Source organism: Paenibacillus sp. FSL H7-0350, assembly GCF_038593195.1.
GTDB lineage: Bacteria > Bacillota > Bacilli > Paenibacillales > Paenibacillaceae > Paenibacillus_AQ.
In genome coordinates this window covers 7200672-7217287 of sequence record NZ_CP151972.1, presented here as the reverse complement: position 1 = coordinate 7217287, position 16616 = coordinate 7200672, and the positions used below count along the sequence as shown (strand labels likewise).

Genomic DNA, 16616 nt, shown 5'->3' with positions numbered 1-16616 from the left:
CTTTTTCCGCGCAGGAGGGCTTTTCACTATGGGGCTGATCGCCTGTGCTAAGAGCCGGTCAGCGCGATAATCTTTTTCTCCAATTCCTCTGCGCTCAGGACCCCCAGAATAATCTCGCTGATTATCCCATTCTTATCAATCAATACATTGGTCGGGAACACCGCCCCGTTATACTTGTCGAAGATCTGGCCCTTCAGATCATACATCACCGGGAAGGTCAGCATGTACTTCTTGACGAAGCGTTCCGCATTAGGCTTGTAATCCTGGCTGGCCACGTTAATTCCGTAGACATCCAGCACCTTGCTGTATTTCATAGCCAGCTTATTCAGCTCAGGAGCCTCCTGTTGGCAAGGATCGCACCAGGAGGCCCAAAAGTTAAGAATGACCGGCTTCTCCCTTGCCCCATCGACCCCATATTGCTTATCCCCTTCCTGCACTGTAAAAGGAGGCGCTTTAAGTCCGGCGGAGGCACCAATCTCCGGTTCCGCCGTCTGCTGCAGGACTGCAACCGCCTTAGGCTCCGATTTCATTTTATGTTCTATGGCAAGAACGGCCAGAAAAACAATCAAGGCCAGAATCGTTACATTCCGTTTATGGACTGCTTTCATAGAGTTCAGATCCTTTTCATGGAGGATTTTTCTCTATTGTACCCCCACTTGCTCCAGTTTCAAACGTAATTCATAAAAAAGAGGATTCCGTCAAAGACGAAATCCCATGAAGAGAGAGGGGTAAAGCTGACAGCGGCCAAGGAAGCCTCCGGCTGTTCAGACCGGACTCTTCCGTACAGCAAAGGCTGGGGAAGCTTCTGCTGCCCGGCTGCCACAGGAGACCTGCGGACAGCTGCTGGCGCTGCCGCAGCGGGTGGCATGTGTATTGGCCCTAAGGCCGATACGCAACGTAGCGCCGGACCCGCCGCCTTCCTGCTATACCTTAATGAGTCCCCGCTTTGCACTGCAATCCGGATAGTCTTATACAATAGCCCTCAGGTCCTGCTTAGATAGGCGTACAAGTCGCCTAGCGTATCTACCTGATTCTTTTGTAAGATCTGGCGGATGTAAGCTACCCACAGCTTCGCCGTCATCTTGGCATCCTCCAGCGCATGATGGCGGCCCTCAATAGGAATCTCATGGATCGCCAGCAGCTCATCCAGCGTGTAATTGCTGCGGTGCGGCTCCAGCCAGCGGGCCAGCATCATCGTATCCAGCACCCGGTGGGTTAACTGGACCTTGGAGGTCTTCCATAAGGCAGCGTTCAGGAATGCCTTATCATGGGCACTTCCGTGCGCCACCAGCACCCGCTGCCCGACGAAGGACATGAAGTTATGCAGGCCATCCATCAGCGGCGGAGCAGAGGAGGTCATCTCGGCTGAAATTCCGGTCAGTCTCGTAATATTGTCAGGAATCGTTGCCCCGCAGTTCACCAGTGTATAGAAACATTCCTCTGACTTGATCTCTTCCCCTACTACCCGGATCGCCCCGATGGACATAATCTCGTCCCCTCCCTGATGGGAGAAGCCCGTAGTCTCCAGATCGAATATTACCGTCTCCAGTTCAGACAGCGGAGTATGCAGCACCTCGGGACGCCGCTTCTCGCGCATCAGGGAACGGATAAAGGCCATTTGCTGGGCTGTCTGCTGCGCCGATTCTCCGCCCCTCATGGAAGCGATGGCTGAGGGCATTCCGCCTTGCCGCAGATTATTCCAGAATCCTCCGCCTTTGCTCGGCTCCTTCATAGCTGTCTCCTTTCCGCTGACCGGAGCTGCCGCTGCAGCGCTTTATGCAGGCGTCTGATCAGCAGCAGGCTTTCCCGCAGCTCCGCCCGGAGCTGCTTATTCTTCAAATCATTCTCGGCATAATAATCACTGCTCACGAGCAGGCCGTCCTTCACCGTAAACGGCGTATTCACCCGCATCCTGAGCGCTGTCAGACAAGCCCGCCTGATTTCTTCCAGATGTTGATACTGATCCAGCTTAGCCAGCTCATCCAGCCGCTTCAGTGTCGAAGATGCTTCGATTCCATGCAGCAGCGACAAGTGCCTGACGATATTGACCAGCGGAATGTAGAGGCCATATTTGACATCGAAGCCACCGGCATTATCACCGAACCGTTCCGTCAGCACCTGTCCCAGCAGATTCAGTGTTGCCTTATGGCGCACCGTATTGCGCAATACCGCCATCGTCAATTTGCTGTTATCCGTGAATCCTGTGTGCAGGGCTTCCCGCCACTGCGCAGACAGCGCCTCACTCCCCGCAACATGGCGCATATCCGAAGCTATAATCAGGTACCGGACAGGCTCCCATTCGAGCTGCTCCATCCAGTCTGCCAGCTGGCGCTTCCAGTCAGCCAGTGACTTCCGCCAGAGCGGCTCAGAGCACATGACCCTGCCCTCACACTTCTCATAGCCAATGGCCTCAAGCACATCCGACAGCATACTGCCAAAAGCTTCGAAATACCTTTTCCGTTCACCCTCCAGCGCTTCCTCCACAATCAAGCCGTTATCCTGATCGCTCCACAGCGTAGCCTCCTGCCGGCCCGCACTGCCGAATACAATAAAGGAATAGGCGCAGGGAGGCAGGCCGTAGCCCGCCTCCTTCATCTGCGCCTCACATATCCGTACCGCTGTCCCGGCAAGCTGGTCATGCATCGCATTGACCCGGTGCATCCATTCCTGAACGGGAATCACGTTAAGCTGCTCCAGCAGCATTCGCTGACATGCGGTACGCCTCGCCTTAAGCTCCTCCGGCGAACCGGCTGTTACGATGGACAAGTAACTTTCTTCTTCGTTCCAATCTGCTGCCTCCATCGAAGCCACTCGGTCCGCCTCCCTGCCTGAGTATAAATATTAGTGTTTGAGGGTTTTGGATTCTGATTCACTGATCAGCTTCATTTGCTCAGGATAACCGTACGTACCGTGCTCACTGATATCCAGACCCATCAATTCTTCTTCTTCCGTTACACGGATACCCATAACCATCTTCATTACATACAGGATAACGAAGGACATCACGGCTACGAACACGAAGGTTCCGACTACACCCAGCGCCTGCACGCCTAGCTGATGGAAGCCGCCGCCGTAGAACAGACCGGCTTTACCTACAAGTGCGCCTTTTTCAATCAGATCTGGTGCTGCGAAGAGGCCTGTAGACAACGCACCCCACATACCTGCGATACCATGTACAGAGAAAGCATAGATCGGATCATCCAGTCCTGCACGCTCCAGCCACTGCGAAGTCATGAAGGTGAAGGCTCCGGCAATGAGACCGATAACGATGGCTGCCCAAGGCTCTACGAAGGCACAGGCACCGGTGATGGCAACCAGGGCTGCCAGTACGCCGTTAAGCATGGCCGGAATATCTGATTTGCCGAAGTACAGCCAGGAAGCTGCCAGTGCTGCCAGACCGCCTGCCGCCGCTGCAATGTTAGTAGTCAGTGCTACGTGTCCGAAGAATCCGCCCATAGGAGACAACGCACTGCCCGGGTTGAAGCCGAACCAGCCGAACCAGAGAATGATTACACCAAGTACAGTGAATACCTGGTTATGTCCCGGAATAATGACCGGCTTGCCTTCTTTGTTGAATTTGCCAAGACGGGGCTTAAGGAGAATGGTCGCCACTACAGCCGCCGTTGCACCTGTAAGATGGACTACTGTAGAACCTGCATAATCCTGCATGCTCAGCTCTGCCAGCCAGCCGCCGCCCCATACCCAGTGAGCTACAACCGGATAAATCACAACTGAGAAGAGAATTCCGAAGATAATATATACGCTAAGCTTAGCACGTTCAGCCATACCGCCGGATACAATGGCCAGGGAGACTGCCGCAAATGCCATTTGGAACAGGAATTTCGTATTTAGGGTAACATCGGAGAAGGCCAAAGATTCGAATGCAGAGGCTGTTGAATCGCCGCCGTAGAAGAAGCCTGTAGTTCCGAAGAAGCTGTTACCGTTACCAAAGCCAAGGCCAAAGCCCAGTGCCCAGAAGCACAAGCTTGCAATCGCCAATGTCAGTACCGTCTTACCGGCCACGTGACCGGCATTCTTCATCCGGACCGAACCAGCCTCAAGTAGTGCGAATCCTGATTGCATGAAGAATACAAGGATAAATGCCAGGAACGTAAATGCAGTGTCAAGTCCAATCTGCAGATCCGGTGCTGCCGGACCCTCAGCTGCGAAGGCGCTGACCGGATAGATCATCAGTGTAATCATACCCAGGAACATCATCAACATCTTTTTTTTCATATTGTACCCCACTCCCCAATGTTATATTTTCTAACAAAGCGTGAAACTCTTAGTGTCATTATAATCAGAAGTCAGGTAAATTGACAAGACTATTTTTTTGAATGTTTTAATTTAATTTTGGAAGCTGTGCCATTCTTCATTCAAGGCCTCCTCCCGAGCACGATTACCGGCAACCTAACAGGATTAGCGCACTTCCTTACGCACCAACTATGCAAACGCATACAGATAACATAGTATTTCCCTTGGCATCATATTGTATTTTTATTAATGTCTATTAGTAAACATGCCTTTTATTATCCCTTGATTGCTCCCCGCACCACTCTCTGCCTACTGTAATCCTGATGATTTACCGTTGACCTATCCACTCAATATATAACACACCATGTCATGTTAAGCACAACTTCATCCCCCTAAGGATCACTCCGGGTTCTATTGCCTCCCGAGCATCTTTATGAAAAGTCAGCATATACTTTAAAGTAAGCGTCACGTTTGACTGTACGGTTTCCAATTTGATATGATTATTTTACGCAGTAGATAGTGAGGTGAGATAACTTGGAGATATGACCCTTTACCGGATCGGAGAGCTGGCCAAGGCGGCCGGTATCAGTGAACGTACCATTGATTATTATACGAAGCTTGGACTGATTACACCTGAATCCAGGAGCATGAAGAATTACCGGCTCTACAGTCATGAAACCTTAGTCATTCTGCAACGTATTAATCAGCTTAAGCAAGAGAAATATACATTGGAAGAAATCAAATCCCTGATGGGCAAGTGGAATGCAGCCACACCTGAGGCTGAGGTCTCCGGCAAGCTGGTCCAGCTTGAGCTTCAGATGCAGCAACTTGAACGGGAAGTGAAGGCCCTGGAGCCCGTGATAAGCGGTTTGAAGCCCGGTCAAGCCAACCGTGCACTGGCCGCACTGATTCCTCAGGGCGTCGCCTGTATGGAAGCGATCCGGCTTCTGCTGACGCAGGGGCCGCCAATGTAACAGCTTGTAATTTATAATGGAGGAATGAGCACCTATGATGCCACTAATGTATCTATTGTTAGCTGTCGCTTTTATCTTCTCGCTATGGGCCCAGTTCAGGGTCAAGGGCAATTTCAAGAAATGGGCCAAGGTGCCTAACATGAACGGCTTAACGGGTTACGAAGCTGCCCGGCGTATGCTGGATGCCAATGGACTCTACGATGTTCCCATTGAACCGGTTCAGGGAACCCTTACAGACCACTACGACCCGATTAACCGCGTTGTGCGGCTGTCGGAGCCTGTATATTATGAAAGCTCCATCGCAGCGGTCTCTGTCGCTTGTCACGAGATTGGCCATGCGATTCAGCACAAGGAGCATTATCCAATGCTGGCGCTTCGCCACCGGATGTTCCCGGTCGTGAACTTTGCCTCCGGGGTCGCCCCCTTCATGCTGCTGGCGGGCTTCATCTTCAGCTCATTCAATCTTATTGGTCTAGGTATTATCTTCTTCTCCGCCGCAGTAGCTTTCCAGCTGGTCACACTGCCTGTCGAATTCAACGCCAGCAGCCGTGCGCGCACGATTATGTTACAGCAGGGCTTCATCCGCAACGATGAAGAGCGCGGCGTAGCCAAGGTCCTGAATGCCGCAGCGCTCACCTATGTTGCAGCAGCGCTGGTATCCCTGATCGAACTGATCCGCTTGATCCTGATGTTCCTCGGCAACCGCGATTAAGATCTATATGACTAGACAGACAATACCCCGGTAGGCTATGAGCCGACCGGGGTATTGTCTGTGTGTCTGTCTTTGAAATAGGTAAGCAGGAAGTTACGGAAGGACTGGGCGACCAGCGGGAGCTTACCTTCTGCCCGGTGAATCAGCCCCACGGTTCTGGTAATCGTAGGCTCCACCACCCGGACCTGCGCAGGCTGCATCGGGTTGGTCTGGTAGAGCGCCATCTCCGGCAGCAGACTTACCCCCATCCCGGCGGCTACAAGACCGCGGATCGTATCGGTCTCCCCGCCCTCAAAAGCAATCTGCGGCTTAAACCCTGCCGCAAGGCAGGCCTGCCACACAATCGGCCGCAGCGAGTAGCCTTGGCTGAATAATACGAACTTCTCTTCCCGCAGCTGCTCCAGCCGGATCACTTTTTCGCTGGCAAGCGGATGATTCTGCGGCAGAATGGCGAACAATTCCTCGGTCATGACGACATCTCCGGCCACATGCCCCACATTCTCGGGGAACGGCGAGATGAATGCCAGATCCACCTCTCCAGAGATAACATCCTTGATTAAGGAAGGATAGGCCCCCTGCTTGAAGCGGAATTTCACATGAGGATAATGTCGGCGGAATGCCGCCACAATCGAAGGAATCAGATGGGTCCCGAGGCTATGCGGGAAGCCGATGCGGATCTCGCCGCGTTCCGGGTCAAGGAATTCATGCACCTCCGCCACAGACCGGTCGAGTTCATTCAGCACCGACTCCACTCTTTTGCAAAAGAGCTGCCCGACAGGCGTAAGCTGCAGGTTTCTCCCCTTCTGCATGAACAGATCCACCCCCAGCTCCTGCTCCAGCTGATGAATCTGGCGGCTCACTGCAGATTGTGCGACATGCAGCTCCTCCGCCGCTCTGGTGACATGTTCCTTCTGGGCAACCTTCAGAAAATACTGCAGCTGTCTAAGCTCCACGATTACACCCTTCCTTATTACCGGTTTCGTTTGAATACACGGATGATTAGCCCATAGATGAAGAATCCGGCGATCAGGCCGCCGATATGAGCAATATAGTTGATACTTGGAGCAGCAAAGGACATGATAATCCCCATCACCAGAAGTCCGTAGAGCGTCTTGCGCGAGCCCTCATCCATCATTGCTCTCTGAAGCACCGCAATATAGAGGAATGCGCCATAGACGGCGTAGATCGCCCCCGAGGCCCCTACAGAGACAATTCCGATCTCCACATTCCCGCGGCTGCTTATAAGAACCCACAGCAGATTAGCAATAAAGCCGCCGCCCAGATACAGCAGCGCATAACGCCACCATCCCATCAGCCGCTCCAGCGGCGGGGCGAACACAAGCAGCGAGAAGCTGTTGAAGAACAAATGGGCGAAGCCGTTGTGCAGGAACATCGCCGTCACGCAGCGCCACAGCTCATCCGTTTCAGCGCCCACATTGACCGTAGCCCCATACTTCACAAGCGTGTACAGGTTGGTAGAGCCGCCATTCAGGGACAGCACGATGAACATAACCACGTTGGCCAGAATCAGCGCACAGGTTACAGGGTAATACCGGAGATAACTTCTCCACTTCTCATACCTTATAAAAATCATAACACCCATCCTTTTATGTATGTTGTCCAAGCTCGACATCCAGCTTCTAAAAAGATTATAATTTATTCTGGCAGGTACATGCCAATAATGCAATTCAAGGAGGAAACAAGGACATGACGCAAGAAAGAACAGGCGTAGCCACATTTAAGGGCAACCCCATCACTCTGGTAGGCCCGCAGCTGAAAGCCGGAGATCCCGCGCCGCAATTCACGGTTAGCAAGAATCTTCTGGAAGATGTTACTCTCACAGATTACGCTGGCAAAATCAAGCTGATCAGCGTTGTACCTTCCCTGGATACCGGTGTGTGCGATGCGCAGACCCGCCGCTTCAACAGCGAGGCTGCCGGTCTTGGCGATGATGTAGTCATCCTCACCATCAGCACTGACCTTCCTTTTGCCCAGGCCCGCTGGTGCGGCGCCGCAGGCATCGACAGTGTAATCACCCTGTCCGACCACAAAGAGACTTCCTTCGGACAAGCCTATGGCGTCCTGATCAAGGAATTCCGACTCGATATGCGCTCCATCTTCGTTGTAGACAAGCAAGGCACTTTGGCTTATGTCGAGTATCTCGGTGAAATGTCTGAGCACCCGGACTACGAAGCGGCAATTTCCGCAGTTAAGGCTCTACTGTAAGCTGGAACGGACAGCACTGTTATGTTATACAGCATTCCAAGCTAAAGATGTACATTTGTGAAAAAAAGCGGCAGAAGGTCATCCTTCTCCGCTTTTTGCGTATGATGATCAATAAGGATATCCGTGCCCCAAGGGCTGTCCCGCTCCCGGAAACCGCATACAATCCCGGCAATACATGCCTGGATAATTGTCCTTAATCTACCTTATATTTGCCTAGCTTCTTATCCAGAGACTGATACAAACGTTGAATGACACGGTAATTGGCACCCAGATCTCCAAGCGACCCTCTGGATGCTGAATATATATCTACGGCACAGCGTACGGGCGTGGTGCTTAGCACAGATACGGTAATATCCAGCGAGCGGCCTAACGCCGTTCTTTTCTCTAGGGTAATCTCCCCTACAGATTGTACTTCATGCAAGACCTTATATCCAGGAATTTTCTTCAGCGTTGCGGATACTTCATCCCACGCCTTGTCTCTTGAAAGATTGTAATAACGCGTTTTAAGTGTCGGATCTTTGGCACGGTCGCTTGTTCCGTCATGACTGCGAAATAAACCGACCAAGGTTCTTTTCAACGACAAAATTCTTCCCCCTCTTCAAATCCCAAGTTCATTACTCTAAGTGTAACACTCTTGTCCGCGGAACAAAAGGGCATTGCTCACTTTAACCTTGAAAAAAGCACCCTCTACCCGCAGAAAGCAGGTAACAGGGTGCCTTGTCAATTGCATTAGAAAACCCGCCTATGCCGTCCGGCTGCAGTGTCTTCTGAACCTGCTAGAGCAGGTGGGTGACCGCAGAAGTCGTTTTTGAATTCCCCAGGTCATATAGACAGGGCTGTTCAGCCGCGCTTCATGTAGATCTCCCAAGACATTATCATTGGTTCAAAACAACGAGCAACCATAACGTACATCGCAGGATTTATAATCATTATATTGCCTTTTGACGAAAAAGTAAACCTGTATGCGCTTTATTTAACACCGGGATCATTTACCGTTGACATTACTGCCCGGATGATCAATGGAATGTTAAGTCCGCTTGAAATCCTTACCGGTATTCTTGTCTCTGTCGTCTTCATCCTCGTCTTCGTCTTCATCGTCATCATCCTCGTCGTCGGACGCAAGACCTTCATTCTCTGCCGCTTCCAGCGCGGCCTGCTCTTCAGCCAGCTTCTTCTTCTCCACTTGCAGTTGCAGCTTATTGTATGTAGCGAAGAAATTAAAGAAGGCGAGCATAGCAATCAGTGTAGGAATACAAATCACGTAGAGAACCGGATACCGCAGACCTATATAGAGAAGAACGCCAGAACCAATCAACGTCGAGAACACACGGATCGGCCGGGCGATCGTGAGCAGAATCGAATTGGTTACCACTTCCTTGAACGTCATCTGGTAGTGAACCACGATGGAGAAGAAGTTAAACATCGATACGAACAAAATAATCATCAGCACCAGCATCAGGATACCGACGATCTTGAAATTCGGCATTTGCGTCATGTATACGGTCACATCAACGTACATCACGACAAACAGCAGGGTGTAGATAAGCCCTCCCAGCATGCTTTTCAGATAATTCTCTTTGTACCCCTGAAAAAAAGTGCGGAATGTACTTACATCAGTATTGCCCATTACCCATTTGCGCACCACTGTAAATAACGCCGACGTCGCCGGAAATACAGTGAATGGCGCGAATACACCAAGTACCCAGTTCAGCATAATCTGCTCATTCGGCCCGCCTGCTTCTGAACCCAGCATGAGGATCTTCATAATTCCTGCGAACAGGAACGGTATCGAACACAATGCCCATAAAATATTGCTGAAGGCGATGCGTGAGATCCATTCCGTGATGCGGTATATACCGCCCATTGCTCCTTTAAACTCCAATTCCCTTCCTCCTGTCTATCTTGTGCGTACTGCGTATCTTAACTATACCTGTTTGTACAGGACTTTTCCAGCGCCCAAGTTTACAAGTTCTAGGTATGTGTCTAAGCAAGCTCTGTAATACGTCCATATATTACATTGTAACCACAACAAATCCCCCATGCTCAAAGGAGGTTGACCTCATGTCCGCACCTGGCTGCTGCAATCCCTGGACTTCCACTGGAACGATTCTCGTACTCTTCATCCTGCTGGTCATCATTAGCCGTACCTTCATCTAAGCGAGTCCACAGTAAAAAAGAAGACGGGAACCGGTAACGGTTGCTCGTCTTCTTCAAGGTGTGCTGTTACGACTTAAGCGTCAAAATCCTGCTTGGCCGGGCGGGTGCTTGTGCTGCTCGGACGCGAGGATGGTCTTGCGTCTGTGTTACGGCTCGCTCCATCACGGTTGCCTTTGTAGCCGCCGCCGTAGCTGCTGCCGCTTCCGCTGTTGCCGCCATAGCCGCTGCTGTAGCCGCCACGGGTGCTTCCGCCGCTGCTGGCGTTGTCACGATTTCCGCGATAGCCGCCGCCGCTTGCATTGTCCCGGTTGCCGCGATAGCCGCCACCGGAGCTAGAACCGGAACCTGTACGGTTACCGCCATAGCCGCCGCCGTTAGGCTTGCGTCCGCTGCGGATATCGTTTTTGCCGCCGCGACGTTTGGCACGAATCGGATCTTCCGGAGTCAACTCAATTTGCGCATCCTTGTTATCGCCGGTAAGAAGCTTCATTGCTGCGGACAGCAGCTGTACAGAATCGTATTGCTCCAGCAATTGAATGGCAATTCCTTTGTATTCGTTCAGTTCGCCGCCATCCTCAACCATTGCAAGCAAACGTTCTGCTGTAATGCGTTGTTTGCCTTCAATAGCCTCAGCCATTGTAGGAAGCGGTTTGCGGGTAATGCGGTGACGGGTCACGCGTTCGATCAGGTGCAGGTGATCCATTTCGCGCGGAGTTACGAAGGACCAGGCAGTTCCTTCTTTACCGGCGCGGCCTGTACGGCCGATACGGTGTACATAGCTCTCAGGGTCCTGCGGAAGGTCGAAGTTGATTACATGCGTTACGCCGGATACGTCCAGGCCGCGTGCAGCTACGTCTGTAGCAACCAATACATCAATGCTGCCGTCACGGAATTTGCGCATTACAGCATCGCGCTGGTTCTGCGACAAGTCGCCATGCAGGCCGTCAGCGGAATAGCCGCGTTTCTGCAAGCCTTCAGCAAGCTCGTCTACCCGGCGCTTGGTGCGGCCGAATACAATTGCCAGATCTGGCGATTCCATGTCAATCAAGCGGCTAAGCGCTTCGAATTTCTGGCGTTCAGGCACTTCAACATAAGCCTGGTCGATAAGCGGTGCGCTAATCTGCTTAGGAATTACGGATACATGCTGCGGGTTCTTCAGGAACTGCTGGGCAAGGCGTTGAATGTTAGGAGGCATAGTAGCCGAGAAGAGCATGGTCTGACGTTCTTCAGGAACGAGCTTGAGGATGGTCTGGATATCCTCCATGAAGCCCATATCGAGCATTTCATCGGCTTCATCCAGTACGATCGTCTGAACATCATCCAGGCGGATGGTCTTGCGGTTGATATGGTCCAGGAGGCGTCCCGGTGTACCAATGATAATCTGTGGTTTTCTCTTCAGTCCGCGGATCTGGCGGCCGATATCCTGCCCGCCGTAGATAGCCAGTGAACGAAGTCCTTTGAAGCGGGTCAACTTACCGATTTCTTCAGCAACCTGGATGGCAAGTTCACGTGTTGGCGTCATTATCAGTGCCAGAATCTTCTCTTCTTCTCTTGCGATCTTGGAGATGAGGGGAATCCCGAAGGCTGCGGTCTTACCTGTACCCGTCTGTGCCTGGCCAATTAGATCCGATCCGGCCATTGCAAGCGGAATAGCCTGCTCCTGGATGGGTGTTGCTTCCTCAAATCCTAGCTCTGTGATTGCTTGAAGTACTTTTGGCTCCAAGCCGAATTCTGCGAATGTTTTCAAATTATTCATGCTCCTTCTATACAGTGGACATTCCACATGCTTGTCTGTATTCTTAAGTAGCGGTAAACACATTTATAGGCTGTCCAATCATGCCGTATTTCCTGCATGGTTTAGCGCGTATTGGGACAAAAAAATGTCCTATGATCAGGCCACTACTTACACCTGACAATTGCAGCTTCGCATTCTAAAGCAATGCAAAAATACCATTGTAACGTCCTACTCAAGAATATCCTATACATTATATCACAAACCCAATCAGGAATACCAGTGTATTCCTTACTTTCATTACTTACATGACACTCACACTACATTCAGAGGTGAATTTGCTTGGTTAAACTAAGATTATTCGGGAGCTTTCTTGCCGTTCTCTTCGGGTCAGCGATGATCTCGAGCGGCTTTAATCTGTTCCTGATCCCCCACAGACTGCTCAGCGGAGGCGTATCCGGCCTAGCGATGCTGGCCGGTTATTTCACTCCTTTTAACATCAGCTTACTGTATTTACTCTTCAATATCCCGCTGCTTGCTGCCGGATGGTTCCAGCTGGGCCGGAGATTTATCATTCTGAGCATTGTCTCTGTAGGGGCAACAACCTGGTTAATGACAGTCGTGCCTGTCGTTCAGGTATCCTCGGATATGCTGCTCGCCTCTGTATTCGGAGGGGTGCTTGTAGGTGTAGGGGCTGGTGTATCCTTCCGCGTAGGAGGCTCCTCGGGCGGCTTCGATATTCTGGGCTCCATTATAACACGGTACCGGGATTTCCCGGTAGGCAGTGTGCTGGTTGGCCTCAATGGTCTCGTCATTCTTGCTGCGGCTTATTTTGACGACAACTGGAATCTGGCGCTTGCATCCATGGTCTCCATTTACGTCACTGGCAAGGTAGTCGACCTAATTCATATCAGTCACATCAAAGTCACCGTATACATCATCACCAACCGGACTGACGAGCTGCTGCAGCAATTGCTGGGCCTTCAGCGCGGAGTTACAAAATTCAAGACAGAAGGTGCTTATTCTCATGTAGAACGGGACATGCTAATGACAGTGACCACACGGTATGAGCTTGCAGAGCTGAAGCGTATTATCAAAACAAGCGACCCGCAGGCTTTTGTTAATATTGTTGAGACTGTCGGTGTGATGGGCTCTTTCCGCAAACGGTAATTTATAAGAAAATGCTTATCCTTTCAAATTTATGTTATATTATAGCTACGCAGGACCTTAACAATTTCATGAAGATTGTGATTTACCCTCTTTTTTCCAGGCACTTCGTTTTTCCGGGTGGACCCTGAATTCTGATTCAGTTCGATTCGAAAAAGGAAAGGGTGATTGTTGTGGAAATGGAAACGGTAAAACTGTCAGCAATCGTCATGAGGTGGTATCCGGATATGATACCGTTCCTGAAGCAGGACGAACTCAATTCTGTAATCGTACTGCGTGACGGTCTGAGTATTCTGGAACCGGCAGATGCCATGGATATCATCCATTACAGCATTTGCGAGCATCAGAATTCTGCGTATCTTCATTAAGCAAGCTGCCCTAAAGAGCAAGTTGTAATAGTTGCCGCCCTGGTCATTGGCCTTCGTGCCAGTCCGGGGCGGCATTTACTTTTATATTCAGCGGTTCAAAATCTGTACATCCCGTTTATAAACAACAAGAGCGGAAAGATGACATCAAAAAATTACGGGTATTGTTACAAGTCTGTTCTTTTTGGGTGCATCCGTTACCTTATACTTTATAAGGAATGTACATAAAGGGAGCGAATAAGAAATGAATATCACCTGGGCTTTACTGATGATGGCACTGGGAGGCGTGGGTGTCCCGAATCAAGGACATGAAGCCGATGTGGCAGCAGTACTGCAGGGCGCCATGAATCCCCCCATCGTCGCAGAACACACAACGAATCCTGACGCAGCAGCATCACCGAACGGAGGCGGCACTGCCTCTCCTGCACCTTCACCAAGCGCATCGCCGGAGACAGCACGTATTGCTGATCCGCAGCCGGATGCTCCCAAGGTTAAGGGGATATACGTGACTGCCTACAGCGCCGGGGGCGCACGGATGGAGACTCTGCTTGCCCTGTTGGACAAGACTGAGCTGAACTCTATGGTTATCGATATTAAGGATGATGCCGGATATATCACCTACAAGACAGACAATGCTGAGCTTCAGCAAATGGGACATCCCCAGCCGTTCATAGGGGATATCAACAAGCTGATGACCCGCCTGAAGGAGCATAATGTCTACCCGATTGCGCGGATTGTAGTCTTCAAGGATTCAGTGCTCGCCAAAAAGAACAAGGAATTATCATTCGTTAACAAAGACGGCTCTGTCTGGGCCAACAAAGGCGGAGACAGCTTCGTCAATCCTTATAACGAAAATGTGTGGAAGTATAACGTAGATATTGCCAAGGAGGCCGTTAAGCTCGGGTTCAAGGAAATCCAGTTTGACTATGTACGCTTCCCTGAAGGCTTCGAGAAGCGTGCGGACACTCTGAAATACACGAAGAGCGACAGACCGCGCGTGGAAATCATCGCCGACTTTGTCAAGTATGCCAAAGCTGAGCTGGCACCGCTGGGAGTTCGGATCTCTGTAGATATCTTCGGTTATGCCGCCTCGGTACCTGCCGCAGAAGGCATCGGCCAGGATTTCGTGAAGATCTCCAAGAATGTCGATGTTATCAGCCCAATGGTCTATCCGAGCCATTATTCCACCGGCTGGTTCGATGTGAAGGACCCGGACAAAGACCCTTATGCTACCATTAAGGGCTCAATGGTTGATACGCACAAGAAGCTGAATCCGCTAGGCAGCTACAAACCGGTGATCCGCCCATGGATTCAGGATTTCACCGCCAGCTGGCTGGGCAGCGGGCATTATGTCAAATACGGCAAGAAGCAGGTTGAAGATCAGATTCGTGCCTTGAAGGATCAGAATATCGACGAATTCCTGCTCTGGAATGCCAACAACCGCTATACTGCCGATGTGAAGTACGACCAATAAGCTTTCTGCAATTATCCGGATGTATCCATAGCCGCACTATATTAGAGAGCCCGGCAGCTGCCGGGCTTTTTACTGGGAATATAAGTATTCAAAATAAAGATAACGGGGCATTGATGATTATGAAACAGACTTCTTCCATTAAGCAAAAGGCCGGGCAATTCCTGCATATATTGCTTCCGATTCTGATTACTCAGATTGCATTGTCGGCCATTACCTTCTTCGACACCAATATGTCCGGCAAATTCGGCACGAATGATCTGGCCGGCGTAGCCATCGGCACAAGCCTGTGGATTCCGATCCAGACAGGCCTCAGCGGTATTCTTATGGGGATCACACCCATTGTGTCTCATCTCCTCGGCAGCAAGCGGGACAAGGATGTGGCCAACCAGGTGATGCAGGGCATTTGGCTCTCCCTGATCGTATCGGTGCTCGTGCTGATTCTTGGCAGCCTCGCTCTAACACCGATCCTGAATTTCATGAATCTGGAGCCTGCGGTACGCGATATTGCCTTCCGCTTCCTCGGTGCCATCTCCTTCGGCGTTATCCCGCTGTTCGGCTATACCGTTGTCCGTAGCTGTATTGATGCCCTGGGTCAGACCCGCGTCTCCATGTTCATCACCCTGATTGCCTTGCCGATCAATGTGGGGCTTAACTATCTGCTGATCTTCGGCAACTTTGGCTTCCCCCGCCTTGGCGGAGTAGGCGCAGGCGTAGCCTCTGCAATCACGTACTGGGTCATCTTTCTGATTGCCCTAATCTTCGTCTACCGGGCCGAGCCTTTCCGTAACCTGCAGATTTTCCGTAAATTTCACGCGCTGTCCCTGGTAAGCCTCAAGGAGCTGCTGAAGATTGGTGTGCCTATCGGCTTTTCGATCTTTTTCGAGACGGCGGTGTTCTCGGCTGTAACTCTGCTGATGAGCCGCTTCGATACGATTACAATCGCTGCCCATCAGGCCGCCATTAACTTCGCCTCCACCCTCTATATGATTCCGCTGAGCATCTGTATGAGTCTGACGATTCTCGTCGGCTTCGAGAACGGCTCCGGCCGGCTGAAGGACGCGCGCCAGTATGGCATTATGGGCATTGGTACGGCGGCTGTCCTCTCCCTGCTCACAGCACTGGTGCTGATCTTCGCCGGGAATCATGTCGCCGGACTGTATTCGGATGACCAAGAGGTTATCTCGCTGATCCAGCATTTCCTGATCTACGCGATCTTCTTCCAGATCTCCGATGCCATCGCAACCCCCACCCAAGGCGTGCTGCGGGGATATAAGGATGTTAATCCAGCGTTCGTCATCTGCTTCATTGCTTATTGGGTGATCGGCCTGCCCGTCGGATACCTGCTCGCCACTTATACTGAGCTTGGGGCCTACGGCTACTGGATTGGACTCATTACCGGCCTTGGAATCGGCGCAATTCTGCTGCTGGCCCGGCTCGTCAGGGTGCAGCGCAGATTCGCCCCGGAGAAGGCATAAGTCCCCCCGCAAAGTGCAGCTACAGCTTGAATGTATACTTCAATTCTTATATTTGAATAAAAACAGCCACAGACATTCGG

The 16616-nt window shown here is 51.3% G+C and carries 17 protein-coding genes and 1 other RNA gene; 8 read left to right on the top strand and 10 right to left on the bottom strand.

Features of this window, described 5'->3' with window-relative positions:
- Positions 1-47: 47 nt before the first annotated feature.
- The 4 genes from NYE24_RS32315 to NYE24_RS32300 form a co-directional block, all read right to left on the bottom strand.
- The gene (locus NYE24_RS32315; RefSeq protein ID WP_076157630.1) at positions 48-608 is read right to left on the bottom strand and encodes a TlpA disulfide reductase family protein; all 561 of its coding nucleotides are present in this window, start codon (positions 606-608) and stop codon (positions 48-50) included.
- 374 nt (positions 609-982) lie between these two features.
- Positions 983-1732: an exonuclease domain-containing protein gene (locus NYE24_RS32310; protein WP_076157633.1), complete on the bottom strand. Its 750-nt coding sequence runs from the start codon at positions 1730-1732 to the stop codon at positions 983-985.
- Positions 1729-2802 (bottom strand): DUF294 nucleotidyltransferase-like domain-containing protein, encoded by a 1074-nt coding sequence (locus NYE24_RS32305; protein WP_342479336.1) that lies wholly within the window; start codon positions 2800-2802, stop codon positions 1729-1731. The genes NYE24_RS32310 and NYE24_RS32305 overlap by 4 nt, the downstream gene beginning before the upstream one ends.
- A gap of 39 nt (positions 2803-2841) precedes the next feature.
- Complete coding sequence (locus NYE24_RS32300) at positions 2842-4236, bottom strand: ammonium transporter (protein WP_036702197.1); 1395 nt, start codon at positions 4234-4236, stop codon at positions 2842-2844.
- Between the two features lie 560 nt (positions 4237-4796).
- Here NYE24_RS32300 and NYE24_RS32295 point away from each other — a divergent pair.
- Together NYE24_RS32295 and NYE24_RS32290 are read left to right on the top strand one after the other, a co-directional pair.
- Positions 4797-5228: a MerR family transcriptional regulator gene (locus NYE24_RS32295; protein WP_036702199.1), complete on the top strand. Its 432-nt coding sequence runs from the start codon at positions 4797-4799 to the stop codon at positions 5226-5228.
- A 37-nt stretch (positions 5229-5265) separates the two neighbouring features.
- Positions 5266-5940, top strand: coding sequence for a zinc metallopeptidase (locus NYE24_RS32290; protein ID WP_342479335.1), 675 nt, complete (start codon positions 5266-5268; stop codon positions 5938-5940).
- Positions 5941-5975: 35 nt separating this feature from the next.
- Here the strand turns inward: NYE24_RS32290 and NYE24_RS32285 are convergent, their stop codons facing one another.
- Entirely contained in the window at positions 5976-6893 is a 918-nt protein-coding gene (locus tag NYE24_RS32285; protein ID WP_341024196.1) for a LysR family transcriptional regulator, read from the bottom strand.
- A 17-nt stretch (positions 6894-6910) separates the two neighbouring features.
- On the bottom strand, positions 6911-7534 hold the full coding sequence (locus NYE24_RS32280) for a rhomboid family intramembrane serine protease (RefSeq protein WP_341024195.1): 624 nt from the start codon (positions 7532-7534) through the stop codon (positions 6911-6913).
- 113 nt (positions 7535-7647) lie between these two features.
- Between NYE24_RS32280 and tpx the strand changes: the two genes are divergently transcribed.
- Positions 7648-8166 carry a thiol peroxidase gene (tpx, locus tag NYE24_RS32275; protein ID WP_341024192.1) on the top strand — a complete coding sequence of 173 codons (519 nt, stop codon included), beginning with the start codon at positions 7648-7650 and terminating at the stop codon, positions 8164-8166.
- A gap of 193 nt (positions 8167-8359) precedes the next feature.
- Here the strand turns inward: tpx and NYE24_RS32270 are convergent, their stop codons facing one another.
- The 3 genes from NYE24_RS32270 to NYE24_RS32260 all read right to left on the bottom strand — a co-directional run bounded on the left by NYE24_RS32270 (position 8360) and on the right by NYE24_RS32260 (position 10048).
- On the bottom strand, positions 8360-8749 hold the full coding sequence (locus tag NYE24_RS32270; protein WP_036702206.1) for a DUF1499 domain-containing protein: 390 nt from the start codon (positions 8747-8749) through the stop codon (positions 8360-8362).
- Positions 8750-8897: 148 nt separating this feature from the next.
- A non-coding RNA gene (gene ssrS, locus NYE24_RS32265) (6S RNA) lies at positions 8898-9089 on the bottom strand.
- Positions 9090-9193: 104 nt separating this feature from the next.
- Positions 9194-10048, bottom strand: coding sequence for a DUF624 domain-containing protein (locus NYE24_RS32260; protein ID WP_076157641.1), 855 nt, complete (start codon positions 10046-10048; stop codon positions 9194-9196).
- 179 nt (positions 10049-10227) lie between these two features.
- On the opposite strand from NYE24_RS32260, the gene NYE24_RS32255 reads away from it, so the two are divergent.
- Positions 10228-10323 (top strand): hypothetical protein, encoded by a 96-nt coding sequence (locus NYE24_RS32255; protein ID WP_036702210.1) that lies wholly within the window; start codon positions 10228-10230, stop codon positions 10321-10323.
- Between the two features lie 73 nt (positions 10324-10396).
- Here NYE24_RS32255 and NYE24_RS32250 read toward each other — a convergent pair whose 3' ends face one another.
- Positions 10397-12070 (bottom strand): DEAD/DEAH box helicase, encoded by a 1674-nt coding sequence (locus NYE24_RS32250; protein WP_036702212.1) that lies wholly within the window; start codon positions 12068-12070, stop codon positions 10397-10399.
- 327 nt (positions 12071-12397) lie between these two features.
- On the opposite strand from NYE24_RS32250, the gene NYE24_RS32245 reads away from it, so the two are divergent.
- The 4 genes from NYE24_RS32245 (at position 12398) to NYE24_RS32230 (ending at position 16536) form a co-directional block, all read left to right on the top strand.
- Positions 12398-13225, top strand: a complete 828-nt coding sequence (locus NYE24_RS32245; protein ID WP_342477589.1) for a YitT family protein — start codon at positions 12398-12400, stop codon at positions 13223-13225.
- A 176-nt stretch (positions 13226-13401) separates the two neighbouring features.
- Positions 13402-13590 carry a hypothetical protein gene (locus NYE24_RS32240; RefSeq protein ID WP_171718441.1) on the top strand — a complete coding sequence of 63 codons (189 nt, stop codon included), beginning with the start codon at positions 13402-13404 and terminating at the stop codon, positions 13588-13590.
- Positions 13591-13831: 241 nt separating this feature from the next.
- Complete coding sequence (locus NYE24_RS32235) at positions 13832-15061, top strand: putative glycoside hydrolase (protein WP_036702216.1); 1230 nt, start codon at positions 13832-13834, stop codon at positions 15059-15061.
- A 119-nt stretch (positions 15062-15180) separates the two neighbouring features.
- Positions 15181-16536: an MATE family efflux transporter gene (locus NYE24_RS32230; RefSeq protein WP_036702368.1), complete on the top strand. Its 1356-nt coding sequence runs from the start codon at positions 15181-15183 to the stop codon at positions 16534-16536.
- Positions 16537-16616 lie beyond the last annotated feature (80 nt).

Excerpts from the sequence above, each read along its gene's own strand:
- NYE24_RS32310 (WP_076157633.1), bottom strand. The coding sequence starts at position 1,732 with ATGAAGGAGCCGAGCAAAGGCGGAGGATTCTGGAATAATCTGCGGCAA.
- NYE24_RS32300 (WP_036702197.1), bottom strand. The coding sequence starts at position 4,236 with ATGAAAAAAAAGATGTTGATGATGTTCCTGGGTATGATTACACTGATG.
- NYE24_RS32290 (WP_342479335.1), top strand. The coding sequence starts at position 5,266 with ATGCCACTAATGTATCTATTGTTAGCTGTCGCTTTTATCTTCTCGCTA.
- tpx (WP_341024192.1), top strand. The coding sequence starts at position 7,648 with ATGACGCAAGAAAGAACAGGCGTAGCCACATTTAAGGGCAACCCCATC.
- NYE24_RS32280 (WP_341024195.1), bottom strand. The coding sequence starts at position 7,534 with ATGATTTTTATAAGGTATGAGAAGTGGAGAAGTTATCTCCGGTATTAC.
- NYE24_RS32315 (WP_076157630.1), bottom strand. The coding sequence starts at position 608 with ATGAAAGCAGTCCATAAACGGAATGTAACGATTCTGGCCTTGATTGTT.
- NYE24_RS32305 (WP_342479336.1), bottom strand. The coding sequence starts at position 2,802 with ATGGAGGCAGCAGATTGGAACGAAGAAGAAAGTTACTTGTCCATCGTA.
- NYE24_RS32295 (WP_036702199.1), top strand. The coding sequence starts at position 4,797 with ATGACCCTTTACCGGATCGGAGAGCTGGCCAAGGCGGCCGGTATCAGT.
- NYE24_RS32240 (WP_171718441.1), top strand. The coding sequence starts at position 13,402 with ATGGAAACGGTAAAACTGTCAGCAATCGTCATGAGGTGGTATCCGGAT.
- NYE24_RS32255 (WP_036702210.1), top strand. The coding sequence starts at position 10,228 with ATGTCCGCACCTGGCTGCTGCAATCCCTGGACTTCCACTGGAACGATT.
- NYE24_RS32230 (WP_036702368.1), top strand. The coding sequence starts at position 15,181 with ATGAAACAGACTTCTTCCATTAAGCAAAAGGCCGGGCAATTCCTGCAT.
- NYE24_RS32235 (WP_036702216.1), top strand. The coding sequence starts at position 13,832 with ATGAATATCACCTGGGCTTTACTGATGATGGCACTGGGAGGCGTGGGT.